Source organism: Streptomyces sp. NPDC088747 (assembly GCF_044751025.1).
In the GTDB taxonomy this organism is placed as follows: domain Bacteria; phylum Actinomycetota; class Actinomycetes; order Streptomycetales; family Streptomycetaceae; genus Streptomyces.
The window spans coordinates 126404-152089 of sequence record NZ_JBIVKZ010000002.1 but is presented as its reverse complement, the minus strand read 5'-3'; the positions used below and the strand labels follow the sequence as shown (position 1 = coordinate 152089).

The following is a 25686-nucleotide window of genomic DNA, read 5'->3' as shown; positions in this document are numbered from 1 at the left end:
GCCCGGCACGGGATAGCCTCCGGCCATGGCGAATGGGCAGTCGAACGGGCAGTGGTTCCCACCGGAGTGGCCCGACCGGATCCGGGCGCTCGCGGACGGAACGCTGACACCGGTCGTCCCCAAGCGGGCGGCCACGGTGATGCTCCTCAAGGACGGGCCCGTCTCCCCGAGCGTCCACATGCTGCGCAGAAGCGCCTCCATGGCCTTCGCCGGAGGCGCGTACGCGTATCCGGGCGGCGGCGTGGACCCGCGCGACGACGAGCACCACATCCGCTGGGCGGGCCCCACGCGCGCGTGGTGGGCGGAGAGGCTCGGCGGCGACGAGACCTCCGCCCAGGCCGTCGTCTGCGCGGCGGTCCGCGAGACGTACGAGGAGGCGGGCGTCCTCCTCGCCGGCCGCACCCCGGAGACGGTCGTCGGCGACACCACGGGCGACGACTGGGAGGCGGACCGCGCCGCCCTGGTCGCCCGCGACCTGTCCTTCGCCGAGTTCCTCGACCGCAGGGGACTCGTCCTGAGGTCGGACCTGCTGGGCGCCTGGGCCCGCTGGATCACCCCGGAGTTCGAGACCCGCCGCTACGACACCTGGTTCTTCGTGGCCGCCCTCCCGGAGGGACAGCGCACCCGCAATGCCTCCACCGAGGCCGACCGCACGGTGTGGATCCGCCCGGCGGACGCGGCGGCCTCGTACGACAGGGGCGAGCTGCTCATGATGCCGCCCACCATCGCGACCCTGCGCCAGCTCGTCCCGTACGGCACGGCGGCCGAGGCCCTCGCCGCCGCGCCCGCCCGTGACCTGACCCCCGTCCTGGCCAGGGCGCGGCTGGAGAAGGACGAAGTGGTCCTCTCCTGGCCCGGTCACGACGAGTTCACCAAGCACATCCCGACGGGTGGAGCCCCCGCATGACCGACGCAGCCGCCCTCCCCGGCCAGCCGCGGGGCGGGGTGCTCTCCGGCCCCGCCACCGCGCGAGCCGTCAACGTCCTGGCGCCCAACGCGTCCGCGATGACCCTGGACGGCACCAACACCTGGATCCTGGCCGAGCCGGACTCCGAGCTGGCGGTGGTGATCGATCCGGGCCCCCTGGACGACGTACATCTGCGCAATGTCGTGGACACGGCGGAGAAGGCGGGCAAGCGGATCGCGCTGACCCTGCTCACGCACGGGCATCCGGACCACGCCGAGGGCGCCGTGCTGTTCGCGGGGCTGACGGGGTCGAAGGTGCGGGCGCTGGATCCGGCGCTGCGGCTCGGGGACGAGGGCCTCGGCGCCGGGGACGTGATCACCACCGGCGGCCTCGAACTGCGGGTCGTGCCCACGCCGGGACACACGTCCGACTCGCTGTGCTTCCATCTCCCGGCCGATCAGGCCGTTCTGACCGGGGACACCGTCCTCGGCCGGGGTACGACGCTGGTGGCCCACCCCGACGGCCGGCTGGGTGACTATCTGGACTCTCTGAGGCGGCTGAGGTCCCTCACGGTGGACGACGGTGTCCACACCGTGCTGCCGGGTCACGGGCCCGTCCTCGAAGACGCCCAGGGCGCCGTCGAGTTCTACCTCGCCCACCGTGCCAACCGACTTGCCCAGATCGAGACGGCGGTCGAGAACGGCTACCGGTCGTCGTCCGAGGTCGTCGCGCACGTGTACGCCGACGTGGACCGCTCCCTGTGGCCCGCCGCCGAACTGTCGGTCCGCGCCCAGCTGGACTATCTGCGGGAGCACGGGCTCATCTAGACCCCCGCCCCCTGGCCGACGGCCTCGGGGCCTTGACGCCGTGCACGCGCGCGTACTCCTCGGCCGGCCACGGGCCCAGGTCGTCGACGTAGGACCGCAGGACGACGAGGTCGCCGCCGGCTTCGTGGCCGAGGACGGCCGCCCGCCGCATCTCCTCGGCCCGCTCCGGGTAGTACGCGGCGAAGGCCTCGGCCATCTCCGTCAGCCGCGTCAATTCCGCCGTAGCCGTAGCCGTAGCCGCAGCCATAGCCGTAGCCGTAGCCGTTCGTGGTGAAAGGCGAGCGGACAGCTGAAAGGCCCCACCGATTGGCAGGGCCCTTCAGTAAGAAGGCGTCGTTCAGCAGGCGGGCGGCTAGCGCGACCGCTTGGCGAGCCGCTCCACGTCCAGCAGGATCACGGCACGCGCCTCCAGGCGGAGCCAGCCGCGGCCCGCGAAGTCGGCGAGGGCCTTGTTGACCGTCTCGCGGGACGCGCCGACCAGCTGGGCCAGCTCCTCCTGCGTGAGGTCGTGCACGACGTGGATGCCCTCTTCGGACTGCACGCCGAAACGGCGGGAGAGGTCCAGGAGGGCGCGGGCCACGCGGCCGGGCACGTCGGAGAAGACCAGGTCGGACATCTGGTCGTTGGTCTTGCGCAGGCGCCGGGCGACGGCGCGCAGCAGGGCGGCGGCCACCTCGGGTCGCGCGTTCAGCCAGGGCTGGAGGTCGCCGTGACCGAGCCCGAGTAGCTTGACCTCGGTCAGCGCGCTGGCCGTGGCCGTGCGCGGGCCCGGGTCGAACAGTGACAGCTCGCCGATCAGCTCACCGGGGCCCAGGACGGCCAGCATGTTCTCGCGGCCGTCGGGGGAGGTGCGGTGGAGCTTCACCTTGCCCTCGGTGACCACGTAAAGGCGGTCCCCGGGGTCACCCTCATGAAAAAGGGCGTCACCGCGCGCGAGGGTCACCTCACTCATGGAGGCGCGGAGCTCCGCGGCCTGCTCGTCATCGAGCGCCGCGAAGAGCGGGGCGCGCCGCAGAACGTCGTCCACGAGTTCTCTCCTTGTCGACCTGCTCAGGGGATCTGGCTCCCCTTGTTACCAGGGGACCGTGTTCCCCAGCTTGCCGGACGGTCCAAACAGTGTGATCAGTCACAAGTCTGCCGCACTGGCGTCCCGGGCAGTGTGGCAGGGGGCCAATTGGGGGCTGATCTCCAGGGTCCGGGGCGGATGTCGGTGCCGGGCTCTAGGCTGGCCGGGTGTCCAAAACGCCGGTGAGAGCACAGGCCAAGGGGGCTGCGCGGGTGGTTGTACGTCGGGATTCCGCTGTGGGCGAACAGCCCACGGACGGTGCCAAGAAAGCGACAAAGGGAGCAAAGCGGGCTCCGGTGAAGGTGGCTGCGAAGACAACGGTGAAGAAGCCGACGACGTCTGCCGAGCAGGCCGCGGCGCAGCCCACGGCGGCCAAGAAGGTGACCGCCAAGAAGACGGTCACCAAGAAGGCCGCCGCGAAGAAGGCGACGGCGACCGCGACCGCGACCGCGACCGCCAAGAAGGCGACACCGGTGGCGAAGAAGGCGCCGGCCGCCAAGAAGGCGACGCCCGCCAAGCGCCCCGCCCCTGCCGGAAAAGCAGCCCCCACGGGCAAAGCCGCCCCCGCCCGAAAATCCCCCTCCCCCAAGCCCCCGCAGAAGGCCCCCGTGCCAGACACCGCCCCCGTGCCAGACACCGCCCTCGTCCGCCGAGCCCGCCGTATCAACCGCGAACTCGCCGACGTGTACCCGTACGCGCACCCGGAGCTGGACTTCGAGAACCCCTTCCAACTGGTCGTCGCCACCGTCCTCTCGGCGCAGACGACCGACCTGAGGGTCAATCAGACGACCCCGGCGCTCTTCGCCAAGTACCCGACCCCGGAGGACCTGGCCGCGGCCGACCCCGAGGAGGTCGAGGAGATCCTGCGCCCGACGGGGTTCTTCCGGGCCAAGACCAAGTCGGTGATAGGGCTCTCCAAGGCCCTGCGGGACGAGTTCGGGGGCGAGGTCCCCGGCCGTCTCGAAGACCTCGTCAAGCTCCCCGGTGTGGGCCGCAAGACCGCCTTCGTGGTGCTCGGAAACGCCTTCGGGCGGCCCGGAATCACCGTGGACACCCATTTCCAGCGGCTGGTCCGCCGCTGGCAGTGGACCGACGAGAAGGAGCCCGACAAGATCGAGGCCGCCGTCGGCGCGCTCTTCCCGAAGAGCGACTGGACGATGCTCTCCCACCATGTGATCTTCCACGGCCGCCGGATCTGCCACGCCCGCAAGCCCGCCTGCGGTGCCTGCCCCATCGCCCCGCTCTGCCCGGCGTACGGAGAGGGCGAGACGGACCCGGAGAAAGCCAAGAAGCTCCTGAAGTACGAGAAGGGCGGCTTCCCCGGACAGCGCCTCAACCCCCCGCAGTCCTATCTGGACGCGGGCGGCATCCCGGCGCCCGCGCTGGGGACACCGCAGGGCACCGGATGACGGCTCCCGCCAGGGAACCCCGGGCCGTCGGACGACGTCCTCCGTCGGGAACACCCCGGGGTGCCGGACGGAACGAACACGGCACCGGCAGGCGTTGGGAAGAACAGGACGGGGGTGGCGATGACGCACGGCAGTGACACGCACGGCGGCCGGCTGGTGAGCGACGGGCAGGGCGGGCCGGTGACGGTGAGCAAGGACGGCCTGCCGGACTGGCTCGACCCGGTGGTGCGCGCCGCCGAGACGGTGGAGCCGCTCCAGTTGAGCAGTTTCCTGCCGCCGAGCGACGGCGCGGGGCGCCAGTCCGCCGTGCTCATCCTGTTCGGCGAGGGCGCGCGCGGCCCGGAGTTGCTGCTCATGGAGCGCGCCACCTCGCTGCGATCGCACCCCGGGCAGCCTGCCTTCCCCGGCGGCTCCCTCGACCCCGAGGACGGCGACCCGACGACCGACGGGCCGTTGCGGGCCGCGCTGCGCGAGGCCGAGGAGGAGACCGGGCTCGACCCCGGTGGCGTCCAGATCTTCGGCGTGTTGCCCAAGCTCTACATCCCGGTGAGCAGCTTCGTCGTCACCCCTGTCCTCGGCTGGTGGCGCCGCCCGACCCCGGTGGGCGTGGTCGATCCGAACGAGACGGCGCGGGTCTTCACCGTCCCCGTGGCGGATCTCACGGACCCCGCCAACCGCGCGACCACCGCGCACCCCAGTGGCCACCGAGGTCCGGCATTCCTGGTCGAATCCGCCCTCGTCTGGGGCTTCACGGCGGGCATCATCGACCGGATCCTGCACTACGCGGGCTGGGAGCGGCCCTGGGACCGGGAGAAGCAGGTCCCGCTCGACTGGCGCGCATGACAGGGTGGCCCCGTGCTGTGTCTTTCCTGGGGGACGCCGCACCTGTCCTCGGCTGCGCCGCGGGTCCCGCCCCCAGCCGAGACGGAGTGACCGCAGAGTGACGAGGCGAGGCTAGAAGCAGTGAACGTGCTGGACATCCTGTTGCTGGTCGCCGCCGTGTGGTTCGCGATCGTGGGCTATCGCCAGGGCTTCGTCGTCGGCATCCTGTCCGTCATCGGCTTCCTGGGCGGCGGTCTGGTCGCCGTCTATCTGCTGCCGGTCATCTGGGGCGCGTTCACCGACGACGCCGAGGTGAACACCACGGCGGCGGTCGTCGCGGTCGTCGTCGTCATCGTCTGCGCGTCGGTGGGCCAGGCACTGACCACCCACCTCGGCAACAAGCTGCGCCGGTTCATCACCTGGTCCCCGGCCCGCGCCCTGGACGCGACGGGCGGCGCCCTCGTCAACGTCGTGGCGATGCTCCTGGTCGCCTGGCTGATCGGCTCGGCCCTGGCCGGCACCACGCTGCCGACGCTCGGCAAGGAGGTCCGCAGCTCCAAGGTGCTGCTCGGCGTGTCCCGCGCCCTGCCGAACCAGGCCGACACCTGGTTCGCCGACTTCTCATCCGTCCTCGCGCAGAACGGCTTCCCGCAGGTCTTCAGCCCGTTCGCCAACGAGCCCATCACCGACGTACAGCCCCCCGACCCGGCCCTCGCCAGGAGCGCCGTCGCCATCCGGGCCCAGAAGTCCATCGTCAAGGTCATGGGCACCGCGCAGAGTTGCGGCAAGGTCCTCGAAGGCACCGGCTTCGTCTTCGGCGAGCGCCGGGTGATGACCAACGCCCACGTGGTCGGCGGGGTCGACGAACCCACTGTCCAGATAGGCGGCGAGGGCAGGAAGTACGACGCCACGGTCGTCCTCTACGACTGGGAGCGCGACATCGCCGTACTCGACGTACCGGGTCTGGACGCGCCCGCCCTCCAGTTCACGAGCGGCGACGCGGTCAGCGGCAACAACGCGATCGTCGCCGGCTTCCCGCAGAACGGCGCGTACAACGTCCAGCCCGCGCGCGTGCGTGGCCGCATCACCGCCAACGGCCCGGACATCTACCACCGGGGCACGGTGCGCCGCGACGTCTACTCGCTCTTCGCGACCGTCCGCCAGGGCAACTCCGGCGGCCCGCTGCTGACACCCGAAGGCAAGGTGTACGGCGTGGTGTTCGCGAAGTCGCTCGACGACGCCAACACCGGGTACGCCCTCACCGCCGACGAGGTCCAGGAGGACATCGCCAAGGGCCTTACCGCCAACCAGCAGGTGGACAGCGACAGTTGCGCACTCTGACGCACAGTCTGACGCCGGTCGGACCGCCGACGGTGTTCGGTCGTGATCCAGCCGCGGCTCACTAGCGGCTCAGTCGTGCTTCAGCCGCGAGGATGGCGCAGCCGCACCGAGACCCAGCGGGCCCGACGGCGCAGAATACGGGGAATCCCCACTCGGAGGTCCGTGCCCGGCAGCGGCGGGGTGCCCCTCTGATGGGAGCTCAGGCCCCCGGTCGAGCGGCGGGTGCGTGCTGCGTCACTGTAGTCGTGCGTCCAGCCCATACCCCGACGTGTGCCCCTGCCCCAAGGTCGATAACCGCCCCCTGGCCCCCCAATTGGCCTATGCGCGAGGCATTGGCTGTTCGTAGGACAGGCGTTCGCTTCCGGATAGCGGACACTCCGGAACCCTGCCCGAACGGCCTTACCGGTCGGGCTCGGGATCCTTCAGCCAGTTGACCAATTCGGTCGAGAACGCCACCGGATCCTCTTCGTGCGGGAAGTGCCCGAGACCGTCGAACAGCCGCCAGCGGTAAGGCGCTTCGACGTACTCGCCGGAGCCCGCGGCGCTCCGCGTGCGCATCACCGGGTCGAGCGATCCGTGCAGATGCAGCGTCGGCACCCGGACCGGCCGCTTCATCCGCCGGTTGAACTGGATCCCGTCCGGGCGCGCCATGGACCGCACCATCCACCGGTACGGCTCGACCGCGCAGTGCGCCGTGGAGGGGATGCACATGGCACGGCGGTACGTCTCCACCGCCTCGTCGTCCGGCAGGCTGGGCCCCGACCAGTCCCGTACCAGCCGGCCGACCAGGGCGCCGCCGTCGGCGACGAGCTGCCGTTCGGGAACCCACGGCCGCTGGAACCCCCAGATGTATGAACTCGCGGCCGTCTGCTTGACGTCGGAGAGCATGGCGTTGCGCCAGCGCCGGGGATGCGGCATCGAGGAGACCGCGAGCCGGCGTACGAGCTTGGGGCGCATCACGGCGGCCGTCCACGCCAGATATCCGCCCAGGTCGTGCCCGACGAGCGCGGCGTCGGGCTCGCCCAGGGACCGTACGACCCCCGTGATGTCCAGCGCGAGGTTGGCGGGGTCGTAGCCGCGCGGGGTGCGGTCGCTGCCGCCGACGCCCCGCAGGTCCATGGCCACGGCGCGGAAACCGGCGTCGGCGAGGGCCACCAGCTGATGACGCCAGGTCCACCAGAACTGCGGAAAGCCGTGCAGCAGCAGGACGAGTGGCCCGTCGCCCATCTCCGCGATGTGGAAGCGGGCGCCGTTGGCGGCGACGTCCCGGTGGGTCAGTTCCTGGCCGCCGGGGATGTCGAGGCGTACGACCGAAGTGGGCGCCGAAGGTGTGGCGGGGTCCGTCATGAGGACGAGCGTCCCACAGCCTCGATGGCCGTGGGCACGCGATCCCGCACGGGCAGCTCTCGGGGGTGCGGCTTGGCGTTCTGGAGGACGCCCGCGGTCTCCTTCACCGAGGCGGCCACCTTCTGCGGGCCCTTGCTCTTCTTGGCCTTCTTCGCGAAGACCACGCCGATCACCGCGAGTACGGCGGCGACCAGCACGTTCGCCGCGAAGGAGAGCAGGAAGCAGATCGCCATGTTCCAGTGGCTCCACGTCCGGATGCCGTACGCCAGGGCGAAGCTCAGCATCGGGAGCGAGAAGATCAGCACCGTGGCGGCCACCGCGAACGCGCCGCCGCTGACCACCCCGCGCTTGACGTCCTGCTTGAGCTGCGCCTTCGCCAGTGCGATCTCGTCGTGCACCAGCGAGGACATCTCGGTCGTCGCCGAGGCGAACAGCTGGCCGATGCTGCGTTCGGCGCCGACCGGACCGCCGTCGGGTGCACTCATCGTGATCTCCCTCTCCTGCATGTTTTTGTACGGTCGTGTCAGATCATGCCGGACCGTCGTCCTCGTCGCTCGCCCCGCCCGTCACTTCGGCAAGCCGTCGGTGCTCGGCGGCCTTCCGCTCGTAGATCTCGGCCATCCGCAAGTGGTACGCCGGTTCGTCCTGTTCGTAGATGTCGGGGACGCCGTCGAGGTCGTCGTCCCGCTCCTCGGCCTCCACCAGTCTGCGGTACTTGACGTTGCGTATCTTCAGCAGAGTTCCGGCGAGCAGGGCCGCGATGAGCGAGCCGACGAGGACGGCGGCCTTGACCTCGTCGGTGAGCAGGTCGTCGCCGTCGAAGGCGAGTTCGCCGATCAGCAGGGACACGGTGAAGCCGATGCCCGCGAGGGAGGCGACGGCGAAGACGTCGGGCCAGGACAGGTCGTCGCTGAGCGAGGCCCTGGTGAAGCGGGCCGTCAGCCAGGTGCCCCCGAAGATGCCGACGGCCTTGCCGACGACGAGGCCGAGCACGACCCCGAGCGTCTCGGGCCGCCGGAAGACATCCCCCAGCACGCCTCCCGAGACCGACACCCCCGCGCTGAACAGCGCGAACAGCGGCACGGCGAGTCCGGCCGACAGGGGGCGTACGAGGTGTTCGACGTGCTCGCCGGGGGAGTGCGGCTCGCCCTCGCGCCGGGTGCAGCGGAGCATCAGGCCCATCGCGACACCGGCGATGGTGGCGTGGATGCCGCTGTTGTACATCAGCCCCCAGATGACGAGGGCGAGCGGCACGTACACGTACCAGCCTCGTACGCCCTTCCGCAGCAGGACCCAGAAGACGCCGAGGCCGACGACCGCGCCGGCCAGGGCGGCGAAGTTCAGGCCGTCGGTGAAGAAGACGGCGATGATCAGGATCGCGAACAGGTCGTCGACGACGGCGAGGGTGAGCAGGAAAGCGCGCAGGGCCGACGGCAGGGACGTGCCGATGACCGCCAGGACCGCGAGCGCGAAGGCGATGTCGGTGGCGGTGGGCACCGCCCAGCCGTCGAGGGAGCCGCCGCCGAGGACGTTGGTGAGCGTGTAGACGAGTGCGGGAACCGCCATTCCGCACAACGCGGCGACCACCGGCAGCAGCGCCGCCTTGGGATCCCGCAGATCTCCGGCCACCAGCTCGCGCTTGAGTTCGATACCGGCGACGAAGAAGAACACCGCGAGCAGCCCGTCGGCGGCCCAGTGCTGGAGCGAGAGGTTCAGTCCGAGCGCGCCGGGACCGATATGGAGGTCGAGGACGGACTGGTAGCTCTCTCTGACCGGGGTGTTCGCCCAGATGAGTGCCGCGATCGCGGCCACCAGGAGCAGCACGCCGCCCACGGTCTCGGTGCGCAGCGCTTCCGCCACGAAGTTCCGCTCGGGCAGGGACATCCGGCCGAGGAACCTGCGGTTGCTGGCGGGGGGCGCGGGGGCGGGCACGGGAGACCTCCGGTCGGATGGGCAGCACGAAACACCTGCCGACCAGACTTCCCGGCGCACCTATCGGACCTTGTCGTGTTGTTGACGCGGTACCGAGCCTACCCAACGTGCGGCGGAACCTGTCCGGTGATCTTCACCGTAGGGGGAAACGGGGGGTTCGGCGCGTTTGCCGCCGGGGCGGTCCGGGTGTGGGGGCGTCCGCCGCTCCCACACCCGGAGGGCGCCGCTCTAGTCCTCGGTGGGCGCTGCCGGCAGCTTCGCCTGGATCAGGTCCATCACCGTGGAGTCGGTGAGCGTGGTGACGTCACCGAGCTCCCGGTTCTCCGCGACGTCACGCAGCAGGCGCCGCATGATCTTGCCGGAGCGGGTCTTGGGCAGCTCGGCCACCGGCAGCACCCGCTTGGGCTTGGCGATCGGCCCGAGCACCGTGCCCACGTGGTTGCGCAGACCGGCCACCAGCCCCTCGTCCTCGGCGGACGCCGTGCCGCGCAGGATGACGAACGCGACGATCGCCTGTCCGGTCGTCTCGTCGGCCGCGCCCACGACCGCCGCCTCGGCGACGGCCGGGTGCGAGACGAGCGCCGACTCGACCTCGGTCGTCGAGATGTTGTGCCCGGACACGAGCATCACGTCGTCGACGCGCCCGAGGAGCCAGATGTCGCCGTCGTCGTCCTTCTTGGCCCCGTCACCGGCGAAGTACTTCCCCTCGAACCGCGACCAGTAGGTGTCGAGGAACCGCTGGTCGTCGCCCCAGATGGTGCGCAGCATGGAAGGCCACGGCTCGGTCAGCACGAGATAGCCGCCGCCACCGTCGGGCACTTCCCGCGCCTCGTCGTCGACGACGGTCGCCGAGATGCCCGGCAGCGCCCGCTGGGCGGAACCCGGCTTGGTCTCGGTCACCCCGGGCAGCGGCGAGATCATCATCGCGCCGGTCTCGGTCTGCCACCAGGTGTCCACGATCGGCGTCCGGTCGGCCCCGATGTGCTTGCGGTACCACATCCACGCCTCGGGGTTGATCGGCTCACCGACCGACCCGAGGATCCGCAGCGACGACAGATCGAACTTCGCCGGGATGTCGTCGCCCCACTTCATGAACGTCCGGATCGCCGTGGGGGCGGTGTAGAGGATCGTCACCCCGTACTTCTGCACGATCTCCCAGAACCGCCCCTGGTGCGGGGTGTCCGGCGTCCCCTCGTAGATCACCTGCGTCGCGCCGTTCGAGAGCGGCCCGTACGTGATGTACGAGTGCCCGGTGACCCAGCCGATGTCAGCCGTGCACCAGTACACGTCGCTCTCCGGCTTGAGGTCGAAGACGGCGTGATGGGTGTAGCTGGCCTGCGTGAGGTAGCCGCCGGAGGTGTGCAGGATGCCCTTGGGCTTCCCGGTCGTCCCGGACGTGTAGAGGATGAACAGCGGCTGCTCGGCCCCGAACGCCTCCGGGGTGTGCTCCGCGGACTGCCGGTCCACGATCTCGTGCCACCACACGTCGCGGCCCTCGGTCCAGGCCACCTCCTGGCCCGTACGGCGCACCACCAGCACCTTGCCGACCCCGTCGACCCGGCTGACCGCGTCGTCGACGGCCGGCTTCAGCGCGGACGGCTTCCCGCGCCGGTAACCACCGTCGGACGTGATGACCAGCTTGGCGTCCGCGTCCTGGATGCGGGTGGCGATCGCGTCGGCGGAGAACCCGCCGAAGACCACCGAGTGCGCGGCGCCGATCCGGGCGCACGCCAGCATCGCGACGACGGCCTCGGGAATCATCGGCAGGTATACGGCGACCCGGTCGCCCTTCTCCACACCCAGTTCGGTCAGCGCGTTCGCGGCCCTGCTGACCTCGTCCTTCAGCTCGGCGTAGGTGATGGCCCGGCTGTCCCCGGGCTCACCCTCGAAGTGGATGGCGACCCGGTCGCCGTTCCCCGCCTCGACATGGCGGTCCACGCAGTTGTACGCGACGTTCAGCTCGCCGTCCTTGAACCACTTGGCGAACGGCGGATTCGTCCAGTCCAGCGTCTCGGTCGGCTCGGTGGCCCAGGTCAGCCGACGGGCCTGCTCGGCCCAGAAGGCGAGCCTGTCAGCCTTGGCCTGCTCATACGCCTCCGCGGTGACGTTGGCGTTCGCGGCCAGGTCGGCGGGCGGCGCGAACCTGCGCTCTTCCTTCAGCAGGTTGGCCAGGCTTTCGTTACTCACGACATCTCCCTTTCCCAGGGTGTCCGTTGTGTCCCAGACCACAGCTCATCAGACCCGGAGGCCCGGTGACAAGGGCCGATCCCAAATTGGTTTAGACCTATTGAAGGTGGCGAGCCCTTCAAGGGACCCACTCTGGGGCACGTACGGCCCGACTCCCGGGTTCACCCGGCAACACGCCCTCGACCCAGCCACAGCCGACGCCGCTTCGAGGGCAGCGAGCTGCCACGCACGAGGCCCGCCGCACAGCCCCCGGGGTGGAGCTGCCCGGTAGGCCATCGCTCTACGGCCGCTCACCTGCGTGGCCCGAGCTGAGGCACGCCGAGCCGCAGCGGGGCGAGCCACAGCGGGGCGAGCCCGACGAACTGTCGCGCGTGACGCCTGAGGAGGCCACGCGCGACAGGGAGGCAAGTCACGTGTCACAGCCGGACAGGTCACGCGCGACAACCTGGCAAATCACGCGCGCCAGCCGGACAGTTCACGCGCACCAGCCGGACAGTTCACGCACCGGATGACGGACAGGCCACCCGGGGTGGCCGGACCCGTCACGCGGGATGGCCGGACTTCGTCACGCGGGATGCCGCAGGTCCTCCGCCGCACTCACATGCTCGAACAGCTCGGACCCTTCACTGTCGGCCAGCAGATACGCCTGCGCCTCGCCGACGTGGAAGTACATCCCTTGCAGTTCGAGCGCGCCCTCCCGCAGGGCCCGCGACACGGACTCGTGCGCCCGCAGGTGCTCCAACTGCTGCACCACGTTGGTCAGACAGAGCTGCTCCACCGCGTCGGCGGGTGCCCGCCCGGCCAGCCGTGCCCACGGCCGCTCCTTGGCGGCCATCCGCTCCAGGCTCGGCAGCCCGTGCCGCAACCACCGCTTGAGCGGCGTCATCGCCCCTCCCGGCTCCGCGCTCAGCAGGGCCTGCATCGCCCCGCACCCGGAGTGCCCGCACACCGTGATGGACCGCACCTTCAGCACGTCCACCGCGTACTCGATCGCCGCGGCCACCGAGTCGTCGCCGCCCTCCTCGCCGGGCAGCGGGACGAGGTTGCCCACGTTCCGTACGACGAAGAGGTCGCCCGGACCGCTGGAGGTGATCATCGACGTGACGAGCCGCGAGTCGGCACACGTCAGGAAGAGCTGTGACGGCCGCTGCCCCTCCCTGGCCAGCCGCGCCAGCTCACCCCGCACCAACGGCGCGGTGTTGCGCTGGAACGCGCTGATGCCACGCGCCAGTTGGTGCCCGCTCCCAGTGCTTCCGCTGCTTCCGCCGCTCACCCAGGACGACCCGGACGACCCGGTCGCGTCAGCCGGTGCGCCTGGTCCGTGCGGTCCCGCCGGTGCACCGGATGCGTCAGGGCTGTCCGGTCCACCTGCTTCGCCCGATCGGGCCGATCGGGCCGATCCGCCAGGACGGCTTCCTGCCGGCGCCGGGTGGGAGCTCGTGGTGGGCTCGCAGTTGTGGTTGCGCCACGGTGTCCAGGGCCGGCAGCGGCAGTGGGCGGAGCCCGCGGGCTCGGCGATCCGCGTACCGGTCCGTCCGGTGAGTTCGACCGTGCCGCCCTGCGCGCAGTGCGAGCTCTGCCAGTCCTGAAGTGCCTCGTACGCCGCGTGGTCCATGAACGACCCGTCCAACTCCACGACGGTGGCGGCGTCTTGGGGCAACTGGTGCAGGATGCGGCTGAGCCGCGGCACCGCGAGGAACGTCAACTGTCCTCGTACGTGTACGTAATGGACTCCTTCCTTTTCGTCGTGGGTGATGCGGGTGCGGGTGAGGCGGTGCAGGGCGACGCCGACGGCCACGGAGACTCCCAGGGCCACGCCCTCGAGTACTCCGACGAACACGACGCCGAGGGTGGTGACGGCGTACACCAGCACCTCACGGTGGCGGGTGACCGTGCGGATGTGGTGCAGGGACACCATCTGGATGCCGACGGCCATCACCAGGGCGGCGAGTGACGCGAGCGGGATCAGCTCCAGAATCGGGACCATCAGCAATGCGGCAACTACTACGAAAACGCCGTGCAGCATCGTGGAGTTCCGGCTCACGGCACCGGCTTGCACATTCGCGGAACTCCGTACGGCTACCCCGGCGACGGGCAGCCCGCCGAGCGCGCCGGAGGCGATGTTGGCGGCGCCCTGACCGAGCAGCTCCCGGTCGAGGTCGGCGCGGCCCACCCGGGTCCGCAAGCCGGGCCGCCCCGTCACCATCTTGTCCACGGCCACGGCGCCGAGCAGCGACTGCACGCTGCACACCAGCGTGACCGTGAGAACGGCGGCCACGAGCCCGAGCACCGGCCCCTCGGGCAGCCCGGCCAGCGCGTGGCTGCTCCAGGACGGCAGTTCGACCTTGGGCAGGGTGAGTCCCGCGAGTGAGGCGGTCGCGGTGGCCCCGGCGACGGCGACGAGCGCGGCAGGGACCTTGCGCAGCAGCCGACCCGCTCGCCCGGGAATCCTCGGCCACGCGAGGAGAAGGACCAGGGTCAGCGCGCTCATCGACACCGCCGCGGGGTGGACGTTCGCCAACTGCTGCGGCAGTCCTCGGATGTTGTCGAGGACGGAGCTCTGCGGAGTGCCGCCCAGCACGATGTGCAGTTGGGCAACGGCGATGGTCACACCGATGCCGGCGAGCATGCCGTGCACGATGGCGGGGCTGACGGCGAGCGCCGAACGCGCCACGCGCAGATACCCCAGACCCAGCTGGGCGATGCCGGCGAGAACGGTGATGGCGCAGGTCGTACGCCATCCGTAGAGATGGATGAGCTCGGCGGTGACGACCGTGAGCCCGGCGGCGGGCCCGCTCACCTGAAGGGACGAGCCGCCGAGCCTTCCGGCGACGAGTCCGCCGACGGCGGCGGCCACGAGGCCCGACTGGAGCGGCGCGCCGGTGGCGAGGGCGATGCCCAGGGACAACGGCAGGGCGATCAGGAAGACCGCGATCGAGGCCGACAGATCGGCGCCCGCGATACGGAATCGGCGGGGCGGTGTCGGCGGGGGGCTGTGGGGCTGACGGATGCGCTCGGGCCGAGTCGAGTCGGCGGCGCGGGTAGGGACGCAGGCAGACATGGTTCCCGTCTCCTCCGGGGCAGCGCGGTCGCGGAACAGGTGATCCCCCGCCAGGTAGGCGGAGGGCGGGTCGCGGCCGTGGGTCACGGCGTGCAGCGGCGGGATTTACAACGCTCGGTAAACAGATCGTAATGCAGAGTAAAGGCTTCGTGCGGAAAATAGTGGCAAATGGGGCATTGGATCACTCTCTGGAGTGAAGCAAGTATTTGATCGGCTTGTCGTACTTATTTGGTCTGGGCCCCGTGCGACCTTGGCGTGACTGTCGGCATTTAGCCGCATTTCACCCCAGGACGCGCACCCAGCGTTGCCCAGACTGAAGGAAGAAGGCGGGCGGATGATGGCCGTCACCCAGAGGATCGCCGCGGGCGTAGCACTCGCCGCGGCCTGCGCCACGGCGCTCGCCGGTTGCGCGCTCGACTCCACCGGCCCGAAGGAAGGCGCGCACGACACGAAGAAGGCCGCGGGAGCACCGGCGCCCAAGAGCCCGATTCGGATGATCGGCGACGGCTCCACCGCTTTCACCGGCGCGCAGCCCCATCTGCCACGCCAGGAGCGGTTGAAGCCCGGCCAGAAGCCTCCGCAGTTCGTGGTCTTCTCCTGGGACGGCGCCGGTGAGGACAGCCAGAAGCTCTTCTCCCACTTCCGGAAGGTCTCCAAGGCCAACAAGGCCACGATGACGTATTTCCTGAGCGGCGTGTACATGCTGCCGGAGGACAGGCGTGACCTCTACAACCCGCCGCAGCACTCACCGGGCAGCTCCGAGATCGGCTTCAACGACGCGGCGGGCATCGAGGAGACCGTGAAGCAGCTGCGTGGCGCGTGGCTGGAGGGCAACGAGATCGGCACGCACTTCAACGGCCACTTCTGCGGCGCCCAGGGCGGGGTCGGCGACTGGTCGGTCGCGGACTGGAAGGACGAGATCGCCCAGGCGAAGTCGTTCGTGAAGTCCTGGAAGACCAACACCGGTATGAAGAAGGCGTCTCCGCTGCCCTTCGACTACGACAAGGAACTGATCGGCGCCCGCACGCCGTGCTTGGAGGGGCAGAAGAACTTCATGCGGGCCGCCCGTCAACTGGGCTTCCGCTACGACACCAGCGGTGTCAACGACCAGGTCTGGCCCAAGAAGAAGGAGGGCCTGTGGGACCTGTCGATGCAGCTCGTGCCCTTCCCCGGCCACTCCTACGAGCAGCTCACCATGGACTACAACTTCATGGTCAACCAGTCGGGCACCACCACCCAGGGCGACCCCGGCAAGCACGAGTTCTGGGGCGACCAGATGCGTGACGGCCTCCTCAAGGGCTTCGACCGCGCCTACGACGGCAACCGAGCACCGCTGATCATCGGCAACCACTTCGAGTCCTGGAACGGCGGCACCTACATGCGCGCCGTCGAAGAGGTCATCGAGCGCGTCTGCACCAAGTCCGACGTGCGCTGTGTCTCCTTCAGGCAACTCGCCGACTGGCTCGACGTCCAGGACCCGGCCACCCTGGACAAGCTCCGCGGCCTCAAGGTCGGCGAGACCCCGAAGCAGGGCTGGGCGTCCCTTCTCTCGGGCCGCCCCGCCCCGGCCCCGAAGGGCGTCCCGGGGGCGCCGGCCGTCAAGCCGTAGCGACCAGTCCCTCGCCGAGTCCCTCGCCGAGAACGAAGCCGGGGTCGACCTGCGCCGCCAGGTCCGCCCCGGTCCTCTCGTTGCCCCAACTGCCGGCGTTCTTCAGGTGGAAGTGGACCATCTGGCTCGTGTAGCGCTCCCAGTCGCGCAGTTCGTAGCGCGCGTCGGCCGCGTCGTGCAGGGTGCGCAGCGAACGGCGGTTGTCTTCCTCCAGGAGCCCGAACCGGGGCGAGCGGCCCTTCTCCATGGAGCGCACCCAGTCCGAGTGCCCGACCGTGACCAGGAGGTCGTCGCCGACTTCGGCGCGGAGGAAGTCGATGTCGTCCTGGCCCTGCACCTTGTTGCCGACCACCTTCAGGGCGACGCCGAAGTCACGGGCGTACTCCTTGTACTGGCGGTAGACGGAGATGCCCTTGCGGGTCGGCTCGGCGACGAGGAACGTGAGGTCGAACCGGGTGAACAAGCCGGACGCGAAGGAGTCCGAACCCGCCGTCATGTCGACGACGACGTACTCGCCACGGCCGTCGACGAAATGGTTCAGGCAGAGCTCCACTGCACCGGTCTTGGAGTGATAGCAGGCCACTCCCAAATCGGCCTCGGTGAACGGGCCGGTGACCATCAAACGGATGACACCGCCGTCGAGTTCCACCGGCCGAGCGCAGGCGTCGTACACCGGGTTCTCCTCGCGGACCCGCAGCAGCCGCGACCCCTCGCCGGGCGGGGTTGTCTTGATCATCGTCTCGGCGGACGTGATACGGGCGTTGGTGCCGCGCAGGTAGTCCTTGATCAGCGGCAGCCGTTCGCCCATGGCGGGCAGGGCGGCGGCCACCGTCTCGTCGAGACCCAGCGCGGCTCCCAGGTGCTGGTTGATGTCGGCGTCCACCGCGACCACCGGCGCGCCGGAAGCGGCGAGGTGGCGGATGAAGAGGGAGGACAGGGTGGTCTTGCCGCTGCCACCCTTCCCGACGAAAGCAATTTTCATGTTCACAAAGGGTAGTGGTGCGATCGCCCTGGGTGCACCGCTCGCGTGAAGAAGACCACTCCATCGTGGGGTGGGGCACGGGAGTGCGTAATGTCGTACTCATGAGTACGACAGGCGCGACCGCCGATCCGCTCGCGGCCCTGGGCTCCCTGCCCGGGGTGGCCGACTCCGTGGAGTCCGTACGCAAGTTCGTGGACCGGGTCTACGGCCACCGGATCATGCGGCGCCGCAGCAACGAGATCACGTCCGAGGCCGCGCTGCGAGGCGCGCGCGGATCCGCCTCGCTGTCCGGTGCCGACTGGGCTCTCGAAGAGGTGCGCCGCCGCACCGACTTCAGCGCGGACCAGGAAGGGCGTACGGTCGGCGCCGCCCTACGGCTGACCGCCGAGGCGGGCCAACTGCTGTCCATCTGGCGCCAGTCGCCTCTTCGGGTGCTGGCCCGGCTGCATCTGGTGGCTGCCGCGGACAAGGGCGACAAGGTCGGCCGTCCACGGCGGGACGGCGAACCGGTGGACGAGCCGCTGGTCGAACTCCCGCTGCCGGGCGCCGACGAGGTCGCCGGCCGCCTTGAAGGCCTCTCCCAGTTGATCATCGCGGGTGGTTCGGCCCCGGCCCTGGTCACGGCGTCGGTGGTCCACGGCGAACTCCTTGCCCTGCGCCCCTTCGGCTCCCACAACGGCCTGGTCGCGCGTGCGGCCGAGCGCATCGTCCTGATCGGCAGCGGCCTCGACCCGAAGTCCGTCTGCCCCGCCGAGGTCGGTCACGGCGAACTGGGCCGTGCGGCGTATGTGGCTGCCCTGGAAGGCTATGTCTCCGGTACGCCCACGGGAATGGCGGCCTGGATCGCCCACTGCGGCAAGGCGGTCGAACTCGGCGCCAGGGAGTCGACAGCCGTATGCGAGGCGCTTCAGCGCGGGGCGGCGTAGGTATCTCGGGCCGAGTCGGCGGTCCTGGAAAACGCCCTCTACGAAGAGGGTGGAAAACTCCCTGAACAGGGTTGCGGCGGTACGAGGTCTCGTACCGCCGCTGGCATGTTCACCTGGTTACCAAGCGTCCTCGAATATTGCCCATCAGGCCGGGAACTGTGGCCCGTTTCCTGGTGCGGCTGGCCCGTAATCGACGGGTCGACGTCGCGTGGGTGCCTGGTGTTCATGCGCGGTCCGTGGGGCCTTGATTGCGTTTGAAGGTGATCCTCTCGGATGTCCTTGGTCTCGCGGGCCGTTAAACCCTTTGTACTCCAGGTCCTGAGGAAGCGGAACCCCCGGGCACACTTCTTTACTTTTGGGTTAAACGGCCTAAATCGGGCGGGAGTCCGCTGCTTGAACACGCGTGACGGGAAACGCGGCGCCAGGACGTGATCGGCGGCCGGTCATCCGTCCTCCATGGCCGCGGTCAGACCGCTGTCGCGCGCCGTCGGCTCGCGTACCAGACGAGTCCCGCCGTGGCCGCCGCCGCTCCTATCGCGGCCGCCGCGACCAGTGCCGGACGTGGCGGTCCCGACAGGCGCTGCTTCAGCCGGACCGGGCGGTGGAAGTCCAGGATCGGCCAGGAGCGGGCGAGGGCCTCGCGGCGCAGGGTGCGGTCCGGATTCACCGCGAAGGGGTGGCCCACGGATTCCAGCATCGGAATGTCGGTTGCCGAGTCGCTGTAGGCGTAGCACCGCGAGAGGTCGTAACCCTCGGACTCCGCCAGCTCCCTGACCGCCTCGGCCTTGGTGGGTCCGTAGGCGTAGTACTCGACCTCTCCGGTGAAGCAGCCGTCCTCGCCCACCACCATGCGGGTCGCCACCACGCGGTCGGCGCCGAGCAGTTCGCCGATCGGCTCGACCACCTCCGCGCCGGACGTGGACACGATCACGACGTCGCGTCCGGCCGTGTGGTGCTCCTCGATGAGGGACGCGGCCTCGTCGTAGATGATCGGGTCGATCAGGTCGTGCAGCGTCTCGGCGACGATCTCTTTGACCTGTTGGACGTTCCAGCCGCGGCACATCGCGGAGAGGTACTTGCGCATCCTCTCCATCTGGTCGTGGTCGGCGCCGCCGGCCAGGAACACGAACTGGGCATAGGCGGTTCGCAAGGCGGCCCTGCGGTTGATCAGACCGCCTTGGTAGAACGACTTGCTGAACGTGAGCGTGCTCGACTTCGCAATGACCGTCTTGTCCAGATCAAAGAAGGCTGCTGTGCGAGGCAAGTAGTGGTTTTCCACGAGCTGAGCATAGGCGCCCACCATTCGGCGTAAGGTGAGGCGCGTGGGTTTGCCTGAGAGGGCTCTCGGGTACACCATGGAAGTCACGGATCGTTCGCGACCGTGCTAACCCGGTCTGGCTCCTCCCCCCCCCGAGTCGGACCGTGGGGACGACCCCCGCTCTCCCCCCCGGCGGGGGTCGTCGCATGTCCGGATGCGTTTCCTCCGCCTCTTGGTACGGCCCTCAACCCCTCTGGCGCGGCTCTGGCCGCGCTTTTTTGATGCGCTTGATCCGTCACTGTGTGTAACGCTCGGGCTGCTCTGTGGAAGTCCCTGAGGTCGCACCGGTATGAGTGAAGGCGATATCCACAGGCCCTCAGTTGTCCACAGAAATCGACCAAGATCCACACGATTTCCCGCATCACTGCACCGTGATTCCAACGCGCTCCGCTCGCGGCGAGTTCATGGCCGGTTCGGTTTGTCAGTGCGTTTGGCCGGTTCGTATCGGCCGTTCATATGGAGACCGCTTGCCGGTTCTCCACACGAGTGGGAATCAGCGGGGCCGCAGAGAGCCCCGCGAAGGAAGCAGCGAAGGGGGCTGGAGATCGTGGCGGGAGCCATCACAGACAACCGGCCGCCCGCCGCCGAGGGGCGGCAGGGCGGACCGTTGATCGTCACGGAGGACGCCGTACTACTGGACGACCTGCTGCGTCTGTGCGCGGCGGCGGGCGCCAGGCCGGAGGTCCACCACGGGCTGCCGGAGCGCAGGGGCAGTTGGGAGTCCGCGCCTCTCGTGCTGGTGGGCGACGATGCCGCGCGGCGGGTGCGTGGGGCCGTGCGCAGACGCGGAGTCGTGTTGGTAGGCCGGGATCAGGACGATTCCGGAGTCTGGCGGCGCGCTGTCGAGATCGGCGCGGACCACGTCCTGATGCTGCCCGATGGCGAGCAATGGCTGGTCGACCGCATCGCCGACGTGGCCGAGGGAGTCGGCCGGCCCGCGCTCACCGTCGGAGTCCTCGGCGGACGTGGCGGGGCCGGAGCGTCCACGCTGGCCTGCGCGCTCGCCGTCACCTCGGCGCGTGAGGGGCGCCGCACCCTGCTCGTGGACGCGGATCCCCTTGGCGGCGGACTCGACGTACTGCTGGGCGGGGAGGCGACCGAAGGCCTGCGCTGGCCCGCGTTCGCGGCCTCGCGCGGCCGGGTCGGCGGCGGCGCCCTGGAGGAGTCCTTGCCCGAACTGCACGCGCTGCGTGTCCTGAGCTGGGATCGCGGCGACTCCGTCGCCATTCCGCCCCAGGCCGTACGGGCGGTCCTGGCCGCCGCCAGACGGCGGGGCGGCGTGGTGGTCGTCGACCTGCCACGGCGCATCGACGAGGGCGTCGCGGAGGCCCTGGCCCAGCTCGACCTCGGGGTACTGGTGGTCCCCGCCGAGCTTCGTGCCATCGCGGCGGCCGGGCGCGTCGCGTCCTCGGTCGGCATGGTCCTGCGCGATCTCCGGGTCGCGGTGCGCGGACCGTACGCACCCGGTCTCGACGACCGCGAGGTGGCCCGGCTGCTCGGGCTGCCCCTGGCGGGTGAGGTGCCCGCCGAACCCCCGACGTCGGACGGCGGCATGCCCCCTGGAGGATCCGCGCGAGGGCCACTCGCCCGGTTCTGCTCGGCCTTCTGGCAGCGGGTACCGGTCGAAGGCGGGGGCGTATGAGCTGGGACGCGGCCACGGGGATGGACTGCGACGCGGGTCTGGGCCAGAGCGCGGGCCTGCTGGACGGCGTACGGCAGTGGCTGGCGGAGAGCGGCTCCGAACCCACCCCCGCGCGCGTGGCCCAGGCGCTGCGGGAACAGGGGCGGGTGCTCGGGGACGCCGAAGTCCTCGGTGCGGCGGAGCGGTTGCGTTCCGAACTGGTCGGCAGCGGCCCGCTCGAACCGCTGCTCGCGGATCCGTCGGTTACGGACGTGCTGGTTTCGGCGCCCGACCGGGTGTGGGTGGACCGGGGCGGTGGCCTGGAGCTGACGGCAGTCTCGTTCGCGGACGCGGCGGCGGTGCGGCGCCTCGCTCAGCGCCTCGCCGCGGTGGCCGGGCGCAGGCTGGACGACGCCCGGCCGTGGGTCGACGCCCGCCTCCCGGACGGCACCCGCCTGCACGCGGTGCTGCCGCCGGTCGCCGTCGGCTCGACGTGTCTGTCCCTGCGGGTCGTACGGCCACGGGCGTTCACGCTCGACGAACTGGTGGCGGCCGGGACCGTACCGCCCGGCGGAGACAGGGTGCTGAGAGCGCTGCTCGACGCCCGGTTGTCGTTCCTGGTCAGCGGAGGGACCGGGAGTGGCAAGACCTCACTGCTGAGCGCGCTGCTGGGGCTGGTCGGTCCGGGGGAGCGGATCGTCCTCGCCGAGGACTCGGCGGAGCTGCGACCCGACCATCCGCACGTGGTGCGCCTGGAGGGGCGGCCCGCCAACCAGGAGGGCGTCGGGCTCGTCGCGCTCCAGGACCTGGTCCGGCAGGCCCTGCGGATGAGACCGGACCGGCTCGTCGTCGGTGAGGTGCGCGGGCCGGAGGTGGTGAGCCTGCTGGCGGCCCTGAACACCGGCCACGAAGGCGGCTGCGGCACGGTTCACGCGAACGCGGCGGCCCAGGTGCCCGCCCGCCTGGAGGCGCTCGGCACGGCTGCCGGGCTCGACCGGGCCGCGCTGCACAGCCAGTTGGCGGCCGCGCTGTCCGTGGTCCTGCATCTCGTACGCGACCGCGCGGGCCGGCGCCGGATCGCCGAGGTGCATGTGCTGGAGCGTGATCCGTCGGGGCTGGTGGTGACGGTGCCCGCGCTGCGGTGGGGCGCGGAGTCCTTCGCGTACGAGCGGGGGTGGGAGCGGCTGGAGCGGCTGCTTCGGGACGGGAGCGAGGGGCGGCGATGAGGGTGCGCGGGCGGGACGAAAACGAGGAGTGGCGTGGAAACGGGGAGCGACATGGCGATCGGTGAGATGTCGGGGACGTCGGTCGGGGCGGCCATGGCCTGCGCCGGGACGGCGGCCTGGCTGATGGGCGGGTGGGACTCGGGGGTGCGCAGGGCACGGTTGCTGTCGGCGGGTGGCGGAGTGGTGGGGGCAGGGCCGCCGTCCTGGGAGAAGGCGTTTGTCGGATGGCGGCGGCTGCGTGGACGGTTGCGAATCGAGGCGTGGTCGGTGGCCGTCGGTCTGGTGATCGCGTTGATCGGTGCGTCCGTGGTGCCGCTGGTGCTGGGAGTGGCGGGCGTGCCGGTGCTCGCGAGGGTGCGGCGCGCCTCTGAGGCTCGGCGGGCGGTGGAGCGGCGGGGGGACGCCGTCATCGGCCTGTGCGGAGCGCTTGCCGGGGAGGTGCGGGCGGGGAGGCAGCCGGGCGAGGCTTTGCGCCGGGCGGCGCGCGAATCGCCGGGCCTCGGTGAGGCGCAGGCGGTGGTGCTGGCGGCGGCACGGTTCGGCGGGGATGTGCCGGCCGCGCTCACCGAGGCCGCACGGCAGCCGGGGGCCGACGGGTTGGTGGGGCTCGCCGCGTGCTGGCGCGTGGCTGTGGACCGCGGAGCCGGGCTTGCCGCCGGACTGGACCGGCTGGAAGGGGCGCTGCGTGCCGAGCGCGACCAAAGAGCCGATCTGCGAGCTCAGCTGGCCGGATCGAGGTCTACGGCGGTGATGCTCGCGGGGCTGCCCGTGCTCGGGCTCCTGCTCGGGACCGCCTTGGGCGCCGATCCCCTGCATGTACTGCTGCACACCGGCCCCGGCCTGGCCTGTCTGCTGATCGGCGGGGTGCTGGAGGGCGTGGGCCTGTGGTGGGCCCAGCGCATCGTCCGAGGGGCGGAGGCGGCATGAGCGCGGAAGTTGTCCACAGGCTGGGGGTGGTCGTGTGCGGAACGCTGGCGATCGCATGGCTGGCACGGTCGATCTGGGTGGCGCGGCGCGAGCGGAGGGTGCGTAGGAGGCTGGCCGAGTTGCTGGCGCTGGAGGCCGCGGCGAGCGTACGGCGCTTCGAGTGGGACGGTGCCGGAAGGCAGTGGCTGCCGGTGGCGGGCGCCGTGTGTGCCGGCTGGGTGCTGGTCGGGGGCCCTGCCGGGGTGCTGGTGGGACTGGCGGCCGGGTTCGGGGTCCGGCGATGGCGGCAGCGGCGAGGGTCCGGCCCCGTGGAGGAGTACGACCGGGCGCGGGCGGCGCGGCAGCTTCCGCTGGCCGCTGACCTGCTTGCGGCGTGTATCGCGGCGGGTGCGGGCCCGGTGGCGGCCGCTCAGGCCGTGGGTGAGGCGCTGGGCGGACCTGTAGGGGAGCGGCTCGCGAGAGGAGCGGCCGAAGTGCGGCTCGGAGGTGAACCGGCCGCGGCGTGGCGGAAGTTGGCGTCGATACCGGGTGGCGGCCCGCTGGCACGGCTCCTGGAGCGCGCGGGGGAGTCAGGCGTACCTGCGGCCGTACCCGTCGGTCGCCTCGCCGCCGAGGCCCGCGCCGGGTGGGGGCGCACCGCGACGGCACGAGCGCGCCGGGCGGCCGTGATGGTCACCGCGCCGGTGGGGCTGTGCTTTCTGCCCGCGTTCCTTGCGATCGGCGTACTGCCAGTGGTGATCGGACTGGCCGGCGGCCTGCTGGGAGGGGGTGACGGGGTGCGGTGAGGGTGCGTGGCGAAGGAGTGCGGTGAACGACCAGGAATCAATCGACTTGGACCTCACGGGGGTTGAGATGAGCAGGACAGTACGAGTGCGGGTGCGGATCCGGGCATGGCTTCTCGGGCTGATGCGGAGGGACGGCGGAATGGTCACCTCCGAGTACGCGGTCGGGATTATCGCTGCGGTCGCTTTCGCGGCCGCGCTCTACAAGGTGCTGACGAGCGGGCAGGTCAGCGCGCAGCTTCAGGGGATCGTGCAGCGAGCGCTCGATGTCCAGATGTGAACGGCGCGCGGAGGGTCGGGTTGTCCCGACGGCGAGTGGCTGGGTCCGGGACGACGGACTTGCCGACGGGCGGGAACTCCGCTGCCGGGACCGGGGGTTCGTGACGGCCGAGGCGGCCGTGGTGCTGCCCGCGCTGGTGCTCGTCGCGATGGCTCTGGTCTGGGCGCTGCTCGCCGCCTCCGCGCAGATCCAGTGCCAGGACGCGGCGAGGGCGGGTGCACGCGCGGCGGCCCGCCAGGACCCGCCCGACGCGGTCCTGACGACGACGCGGAGCGCGGCACCCCGGGGTGCGCGGATCCAGGTGAGCCGGGAGGGCGACATGGTCCGGGTGACGGTCACGGCGACCGCACCTGGTCCCGACGCACTGAGTCTGGAGCTGACCGATGAGGCTGTGGCTCTGGCGGAGGAGACGGTGGGGGTGAGCGGCGGATGACAGTAGCTGGGAGTCGGACTGCGTCCTCACCGGACTCGGTCGGCTGGGAAGTCTCGGTGGTGGCGGAAGTATCGGTGGTGGCGGAAGTATCGGAAGTCCCCGTGGTCTTGGGGCAGCGGGGCGCCGGCCCCAGGTCCGGTCGGTGGAGCGGACTCGCCATATGGGGCCGCGCGACGGACGACCCGGGCGGATCGACCTCAGCCCTTAGGTCCGCCACAGCCCTTAGATCCGCCACAGCCCTTAGATCCGCAACGCGCACGCCGGCTGAGTCGGACAGGGGGTCGGCGACCGTCTGGTCGGTCGGGGTGATCGCTGTGCTCTGCGTGGTCTTCGGGGTGGTGCTGGCCATGGGGCAGGTCGTCCTGGTCCGCCACCGGGCGGCGGGAGCGGCGGACTTGGCGGCCCTCGCGGCGGCGGACCACTGGATGGACGGCCCGACAGCCGCCTGCGGGGAGGCCGACCGAGTGGCACGCGCCCAGCATGCGCGACTCGTCCGGTGCGCTGTCGGCGGCGAGATCTCGGACGTCACAGCGGCGTCGGGTCGGGGGCTGTTCGCAGCGGAGGTCAGGTCGAGAGCGGGGCCTGCGGGGGCTGGTCGGACGGCAGTGGCTGCGAGGCCTGTTCAGGCTCCGGGAGTTGCGGGACTTCGCCGGTCGGCGGGGGTTGCGACGCCTCACCGGTCG

22 protein-coding genes and 2 pseudogenes are annotated in these 25686 nt (G+C 70.8%); 14 read left to right on the top strand and 10 right to left on the bottom strand.

The window, feature by feature from the left end; translation table 11 throughout:
• The first annotated feature begins 25 nt into the window (after nucleotides 1-25).
• Both ACIP79_RS05110 and ACIP79_RS05105 read left to right on the top strand, forming a co-directional pair.
• Nucleotides 26-907: an NUDIX hydrolase gene (locus ACIP79_RS05110; protein ID WP_401219521.1), complete on the top strand. Its 882-nt coding sequence runs from the start codon at nucleotides 26-28 to the stop codon at nucleotides 905-907.
• Complete coding sequence (locus ACIP79_RS05105; RefSeq protein ID WP_383677827.1) at nucleotides 904-1734, top strand: MBL fold metallo-hydrolase; 831 nt, start codon at nucleotides 904-906, stop codon at nucleotides 1732-1734. The genes ACIP79_RS05110 and ACIP79_RS05105 overlap by 4 nt, the downstream gene beginning before the upstream one ends.
• Here ACIP79_RS05105 and ACIP79_RS05100 read toward each other — a convergent pair.
• Together ACIP79_RS05100 and ACIP79_RS05095 are read right to left on the bottom strand one after the other, a co-directional pair.
• A pseudogene (locus tag ACIP79_RS05100) lies at nucleotides 1727-1939 on the bottom strand (nucleotidyltransferase); the annotation flags it as partial. The gene ACIP79_RS05105 and the pseudogene ACIP79_RS05100 overlap by 8 nt on opposite strands.
• 147 nt (nucleotides 1940-2086) lie before the next feature.
• On the bottom strand, nucleotides 2087-2761 hold the full coding sequence (locus ACIP79_RS05095; protein ID WP_016642758.1) for a Crp/Fnr family transcriptional regulator: 675 nt from the start codon (nucleotides 2759-2761) through the stop codon (nucleotides 2087-2089).
• Nucleotides 2762-3102: 341 nt separating this feature from the next.
• On the opposite strand from ACIP79_RS05095, the gene nth reads away from it, so the two are divergent.
• The 3 genes from nth (at nucleotide 3103) to ACIP79_RS05080 (ending at nucleotide 6372) form a co-directional block, all read left to right on the top strand.
• Nucleotides 3103-4209 carry an endonuclease III gene (gene nth / locus ACIP79_RS05090; RefSeq protein WP_401219517.1) on the top strand — a complete coding sequence of 369 codons (1107 nt, stop codon included), beginning with the start codon at nucleotides 3103-3105 and terminating at the stop codon, nucleotides 4207-4209.
• Nucleotides 4210-4329: 120 nt separating this feature from the next.
• Entirely contained in the window at nucleotides 4330-5052 is a 723-nt protein-coding gene (locus ACIP79_RS05085; RefSeq protein ID WP_387181898.1) for an NUDIX hydrolase, read from the top strand.
• Nucleotides 5053-5172: 120 nt separating this feature from the next.
• The gene (locus ACIP79_RS05080; protein WP_401219514.1) at nucleotides 5173-6372 is read left to right on the top strand and encodes a MarP family serine protease; all 1200 of its coding nucleotides are present in this window, start codon (nucleotides 5173-5175) and stop codon (nucleotides 6370-6372) included.
• 80 nt (nucleotides 6373-6452) lie between these two features.
• On the opposite strand, the gene ACIP79_RS05075 is transcribed toward ACIP79_RS05080, so the two are convergent.
• The 6 genes from ACIP79_RS05075 to ACIP79_RS05050 form a co-directional block, all read right to left on the bottom strand.
• Complete coding sequence (locus ACIP79_RS05075) at nucleotides 6453-6632, bottom strand: hypothetical protein (RefSeq protein WP_383677820.1); 180 nt, start codon at nucleotides 6630-6632, stop codon at nucleotides 6453-6455.
• Nucleotides 6633-6771: 139 nt separating this feature from the next.
• The gene (locus tag ACIP79_RS05070) at nucleotides 6772-7719 is read right to left on the bottom strand and encodes an alpha/beta fold hydrolase (protein ID WP_401219510.1); all 948 of its coding nucleotides are present in this window, start codon (nucleotides 7717-7719) and stop codon (nucleotides 6772-6774) included.
• Entirely contained in the window at nucleotides 7716-8204 is a 489-nt protein-coding gene (locus tag ACIP79_RS05065) for a phage holin family protein (protein ID WP_401219507.1), read from the bottom strand. Before ACIP79_RS05065 ends, ACIP79_RS05070 begins: the two co-directional genes overlap by 4 nt.
• Nucleotides 8205-8247: 43 nt before the next feature.
• A complete protein-coding gene (gene nhaA, locus ACIP79_RS05060; protein WP_401220871.1) occupies nucleotides 8248-9603 on the bottom strand; it encodes a Na+/H+ antiporter NhaA in 1356 nt (451 codons plus the stop codon).
• 276 nt (nucleotides 9604-9879) lie between these two features.
• Nucleotides 9880-11838, bottom strand: a complete 1959-nt coding sequence (gene acs, locus ACIP79_RS05055) for an acetate--CoA ligase (RefSeq protein WP_401219504.1) — start codon at nucleotides 11836-11838, stop codon at nucleotides 9880-9882.
• A 565-nt stretch (nucleotides 11839-12403) separates the two neighbouring features.
• Entirely contained in the window at nucleotides 12404-14899 is a 2496-nt protein-coding gene (locus tag ACIP79_RS05050) for a SulP family inorganic anion transporter (protein ID WP_401219501.1), read from the bottom strand.
• Nucleotides 14900-15236: 337 nt separating this feature from the next.
• On the opposite strand from ACIP79_RS05050, the gene ACIP79_RS05045 reads away from it, so the two are divergent.
• Nucleotides 15237-16508 (top strand): hypothetical protein, encoded by a 1272-nt coding sequence (locus tag ACIP79_RS05045; RefSeq protein ID WP_401220868.1) that lies wholly within the window; start codon nucleotides 15237-15239, stop codon nucleotides 16506-16508.
• Here the strand turns inward: ACIP79_RS05045 and ACIP79_RS05040 are convergent.
• Nucleotides 16498-17490 (bottom strand): ATP-binding protein, encoded by a 993-nt coding sequence (locus ACIP79_RS05040; RefSeq protein WP_401219498.1) that lies wholly within the window; start codon nucleotides 17488-17490, stop codon nucleotides 16498-16500. The two genes, ACIP79_RS05045 and ACIP79_RS05040, sit on opposite strands and share 11 nt — an antisense overlap.
• 101 nt (nucleotides 17491-17591) lie before the next feature.
• On the opposite strand from ACIP79_RS05040, the gene ACIP79_RS05035 reads away from it, so the two are divergent.
• Complete coding sequence (locus ACIP79_RS05035; RefSeq protein WP_401219496.1) at nucleotides 17592-18416, top strand: oxidoreductase; 825 nt, start codon at nucleotides 17592-17594, stop codon at nucleotides 18414-18416.
• 466 nt (nucleotides 18417-18882) lie between these two features.
• On the opposite strand, the gene ACIP79_RS05030 is transcribed toward ACIP79_RS05035, so the two are convergent.
• On the bottom strand, nucleotides 18883-19719 hold the full coding sequence (locus ACIP79_RS05030) for an HAD family hydrolase (protein WP_383677806.1): 837 nt from the start codon (nucleotides 19717-19719) through the stop codon (nucleotides 18883-18885).
• 562 nt (nucleotides 19720-20281) lie between these two features.
• Between ACIP79_RS05030 and ssd the strand changes: the two genes are divergently transcribed.
• The 7 genes and pseudogenes from ssd to ACIP79_RS04995 form a co-directional block, all read left to right on the top strand.
• Nucleotides 20282-21376, top strand: coding sequence for a septum site-determining protein Ssd (gene ssd / locus ACIP79_RS05025; protein WP_401219493.1), 1095 nt, complete (start codon nucleotides 20282-20284; stop codon nucleotides 21374-21376).
• Nucleotides 21373-22581: a TadA family conjugal transfer-associated ATPase gene (locus ACIP79_RS05020; protein ID WP_383677802.1), complete on the top strand. Its 1209-nt coding sequence runs from the start codon at nucleotides 21373-21375 to the stop codon at nucleotides 22579-22581. Before ssd ends, ACIP79_RS05020 begins: the two co-directional genes overlap by 4 nt.
• A 66-nt stretch (nucleotides 22582-22647) precedes the next feature.
• Nucleotides 22648-23508 (top strand): type II secretion system F family protein, encoded by an 861-nt coding sequence (locus ACIP79_RS05015; protein ID WP_401220865.1) that lies wholly within the window; start codon nucleotides 22648-22650, stop codon nucleotides 23506-23508.
• Entirely contained in the window at nucleotides 23505-24293 is a 789-nt protein-coding gene (locus ACIP79_RS05010; RefSeq protein WP_401219491.1) for a type II secretion system F family protein, read from the top strand. Before ACIP79_RS05015 ends, ACIP79_RS05010 begins: the two co-directional genes overlap by 4 nt.
• Before the next feature lie 67 nt (nucleotides 24294-24360).
• On the top strand, nucleotides 24361-24570 hold the full coding sequence (locus ACIP79_RS05005; RefSeq protein ID WP_387181919.1) for a DUF4244 domain-containing protein: 210 nt from the start codon (nucleotides 24361-24363) through the stop codon (nucleotides 24568-24570).
• A gap of 100 nt (nucleotides 24571-24670) precedes the next feature.
• Nucleotides 24671-25003, top strand: coding sequence for a TadE family type IV pilus minor pilin (locus ACIP79_RS05000; RefSeq protein WP_401219487.1), 333 nt, complete (start codon nucleotides 24671-24673; stop codon nucleotides 25001-25003).
• Nucleotides 25004-25161: 158 nt separating this feature from the next.
• Nucleotides 25162-25623: pseudogene (locus ACIP79_RS04995) on the top strand (Rv3654c family TadE-like protein); the annotation flags it as partial.
• Between the last annotated feature and the right edge of the window lie 63 nt (nucleotides 25624-25686).

Bases quoted from the DNA above. Each gene is read 5' to 3' on its own strand.
- ACIP79_RS05020 (WP_383677802.1), top strand. From the start codon at position 21,373: ATGAGCTGGGACGCGGCCACGGGGATGGACTGCGACGCGGGTCTGGGC.
- ACIP79_RS05075 (WP_383677820.1), bottom strand. From the start codon at position 6,632: ATGGGCTGGACGCACGACTACAGTGACGCAGCACGCACCCGCCGCTCG.
- ACIP79_RS05035 (WP_401219496.1), top strand. From the start codon at position 17,592: ATGAGTACGACAGGCGCGACCGCCGATCCGCTCGCGGCCCTGGGCTCC.
- ACIP79_RS05070 (WP_401219510.1), bottom strand. From the start codon at position 7,719: ATGACGGACCCCGCCACACCTTCGGCGCCCACTTCGGTCGTACGCCTC.
- ACIP79_RS05045 (WP_401220868.1), top strand. From the start codon at position 15,237: ATGGCCGTCACCCAGAGGATCGCCGCGGGCGTAGCACTCGCCGCGGCC.
- ACIP79_RS05065 (WP_401219507.1), bottom strand. From the start codon at position 8,204: ATGAGTGCACCCGACGGCGGTCCGGTCGGCGCCGAACGCAGCATCGGC.
- ACIP79_RS05005 (WP_387181919.1), top strand. From the start codon at position 24,361: ATGAGCAGGACAGTACGAGTGCGGGTGCGGATCCGGGCATGGCTTCTC.
- ACIP79_RS05015 (WP_401220865.1), top strand. From the start codon at position 22,648: ATGTCGGGGACGTCGGTCGGGGCGGCCATGGCCTGCGCCGGGACGGCG.
- ACIP79_RS05105 (WP_383677827.1), top strand. From the start codon at position 904: ATGACCGACGCAGCCGCCCTCCCCGGCCAGCCGCGGGGCGGGGTGCTC.
- ACIP79_RS05030 (WP_383677806.1), bottom strand. From the start codon at position 19,719: ATGGTGGGCGCCTATGCTCAGCTCGTGGAAAACCACTACTTGCCTCGC.
- nhaA (WP_401220871.1), bottom strand. From the start codon at position 9,603: ATGTCCCTGCCCGAGCGGAACTTCGTGGCGGAAGCGCTGCGCACCGAG.
- ACIP79_RS05040 (WP_401219498.1), bottom strand. From the start codon at position 17,490: ATGAAAATTGCTTTCGTCGGGAAGGGTGGCAGCGGCAAGACCACCCTG.
- ACIP79_RS05085 (WP_387181898.1), top strand. From the start codon at position 4,330: ATGACGCACGGCAGTGACACGCACGGCGGCCGGCTGGTGAGCGACGGG.
- ACIP79_RS05110 (WP_401219521.1), top strand. From the start codon at position 26: ATGGCGAATGGGCAGTCGAACGGGCAGTGGTTCCCACCGGAGTGGCCC.
- ACIP79_RS05050 (WP_401219501.1), bottom strand. From the start codon at position 14,899: ATGTCTGCCTGCGTCCCTACCCGCGCCGCCGACTCGACTCGGCCCGAG.
- ACIP79_RS05010 (WP_401219491.1), top strand. From the start codon at position 23,505: ATGAGCGCGGAAGTTGTCCACAGGCTGGGGGTGGTCGTGTGCGGAACG.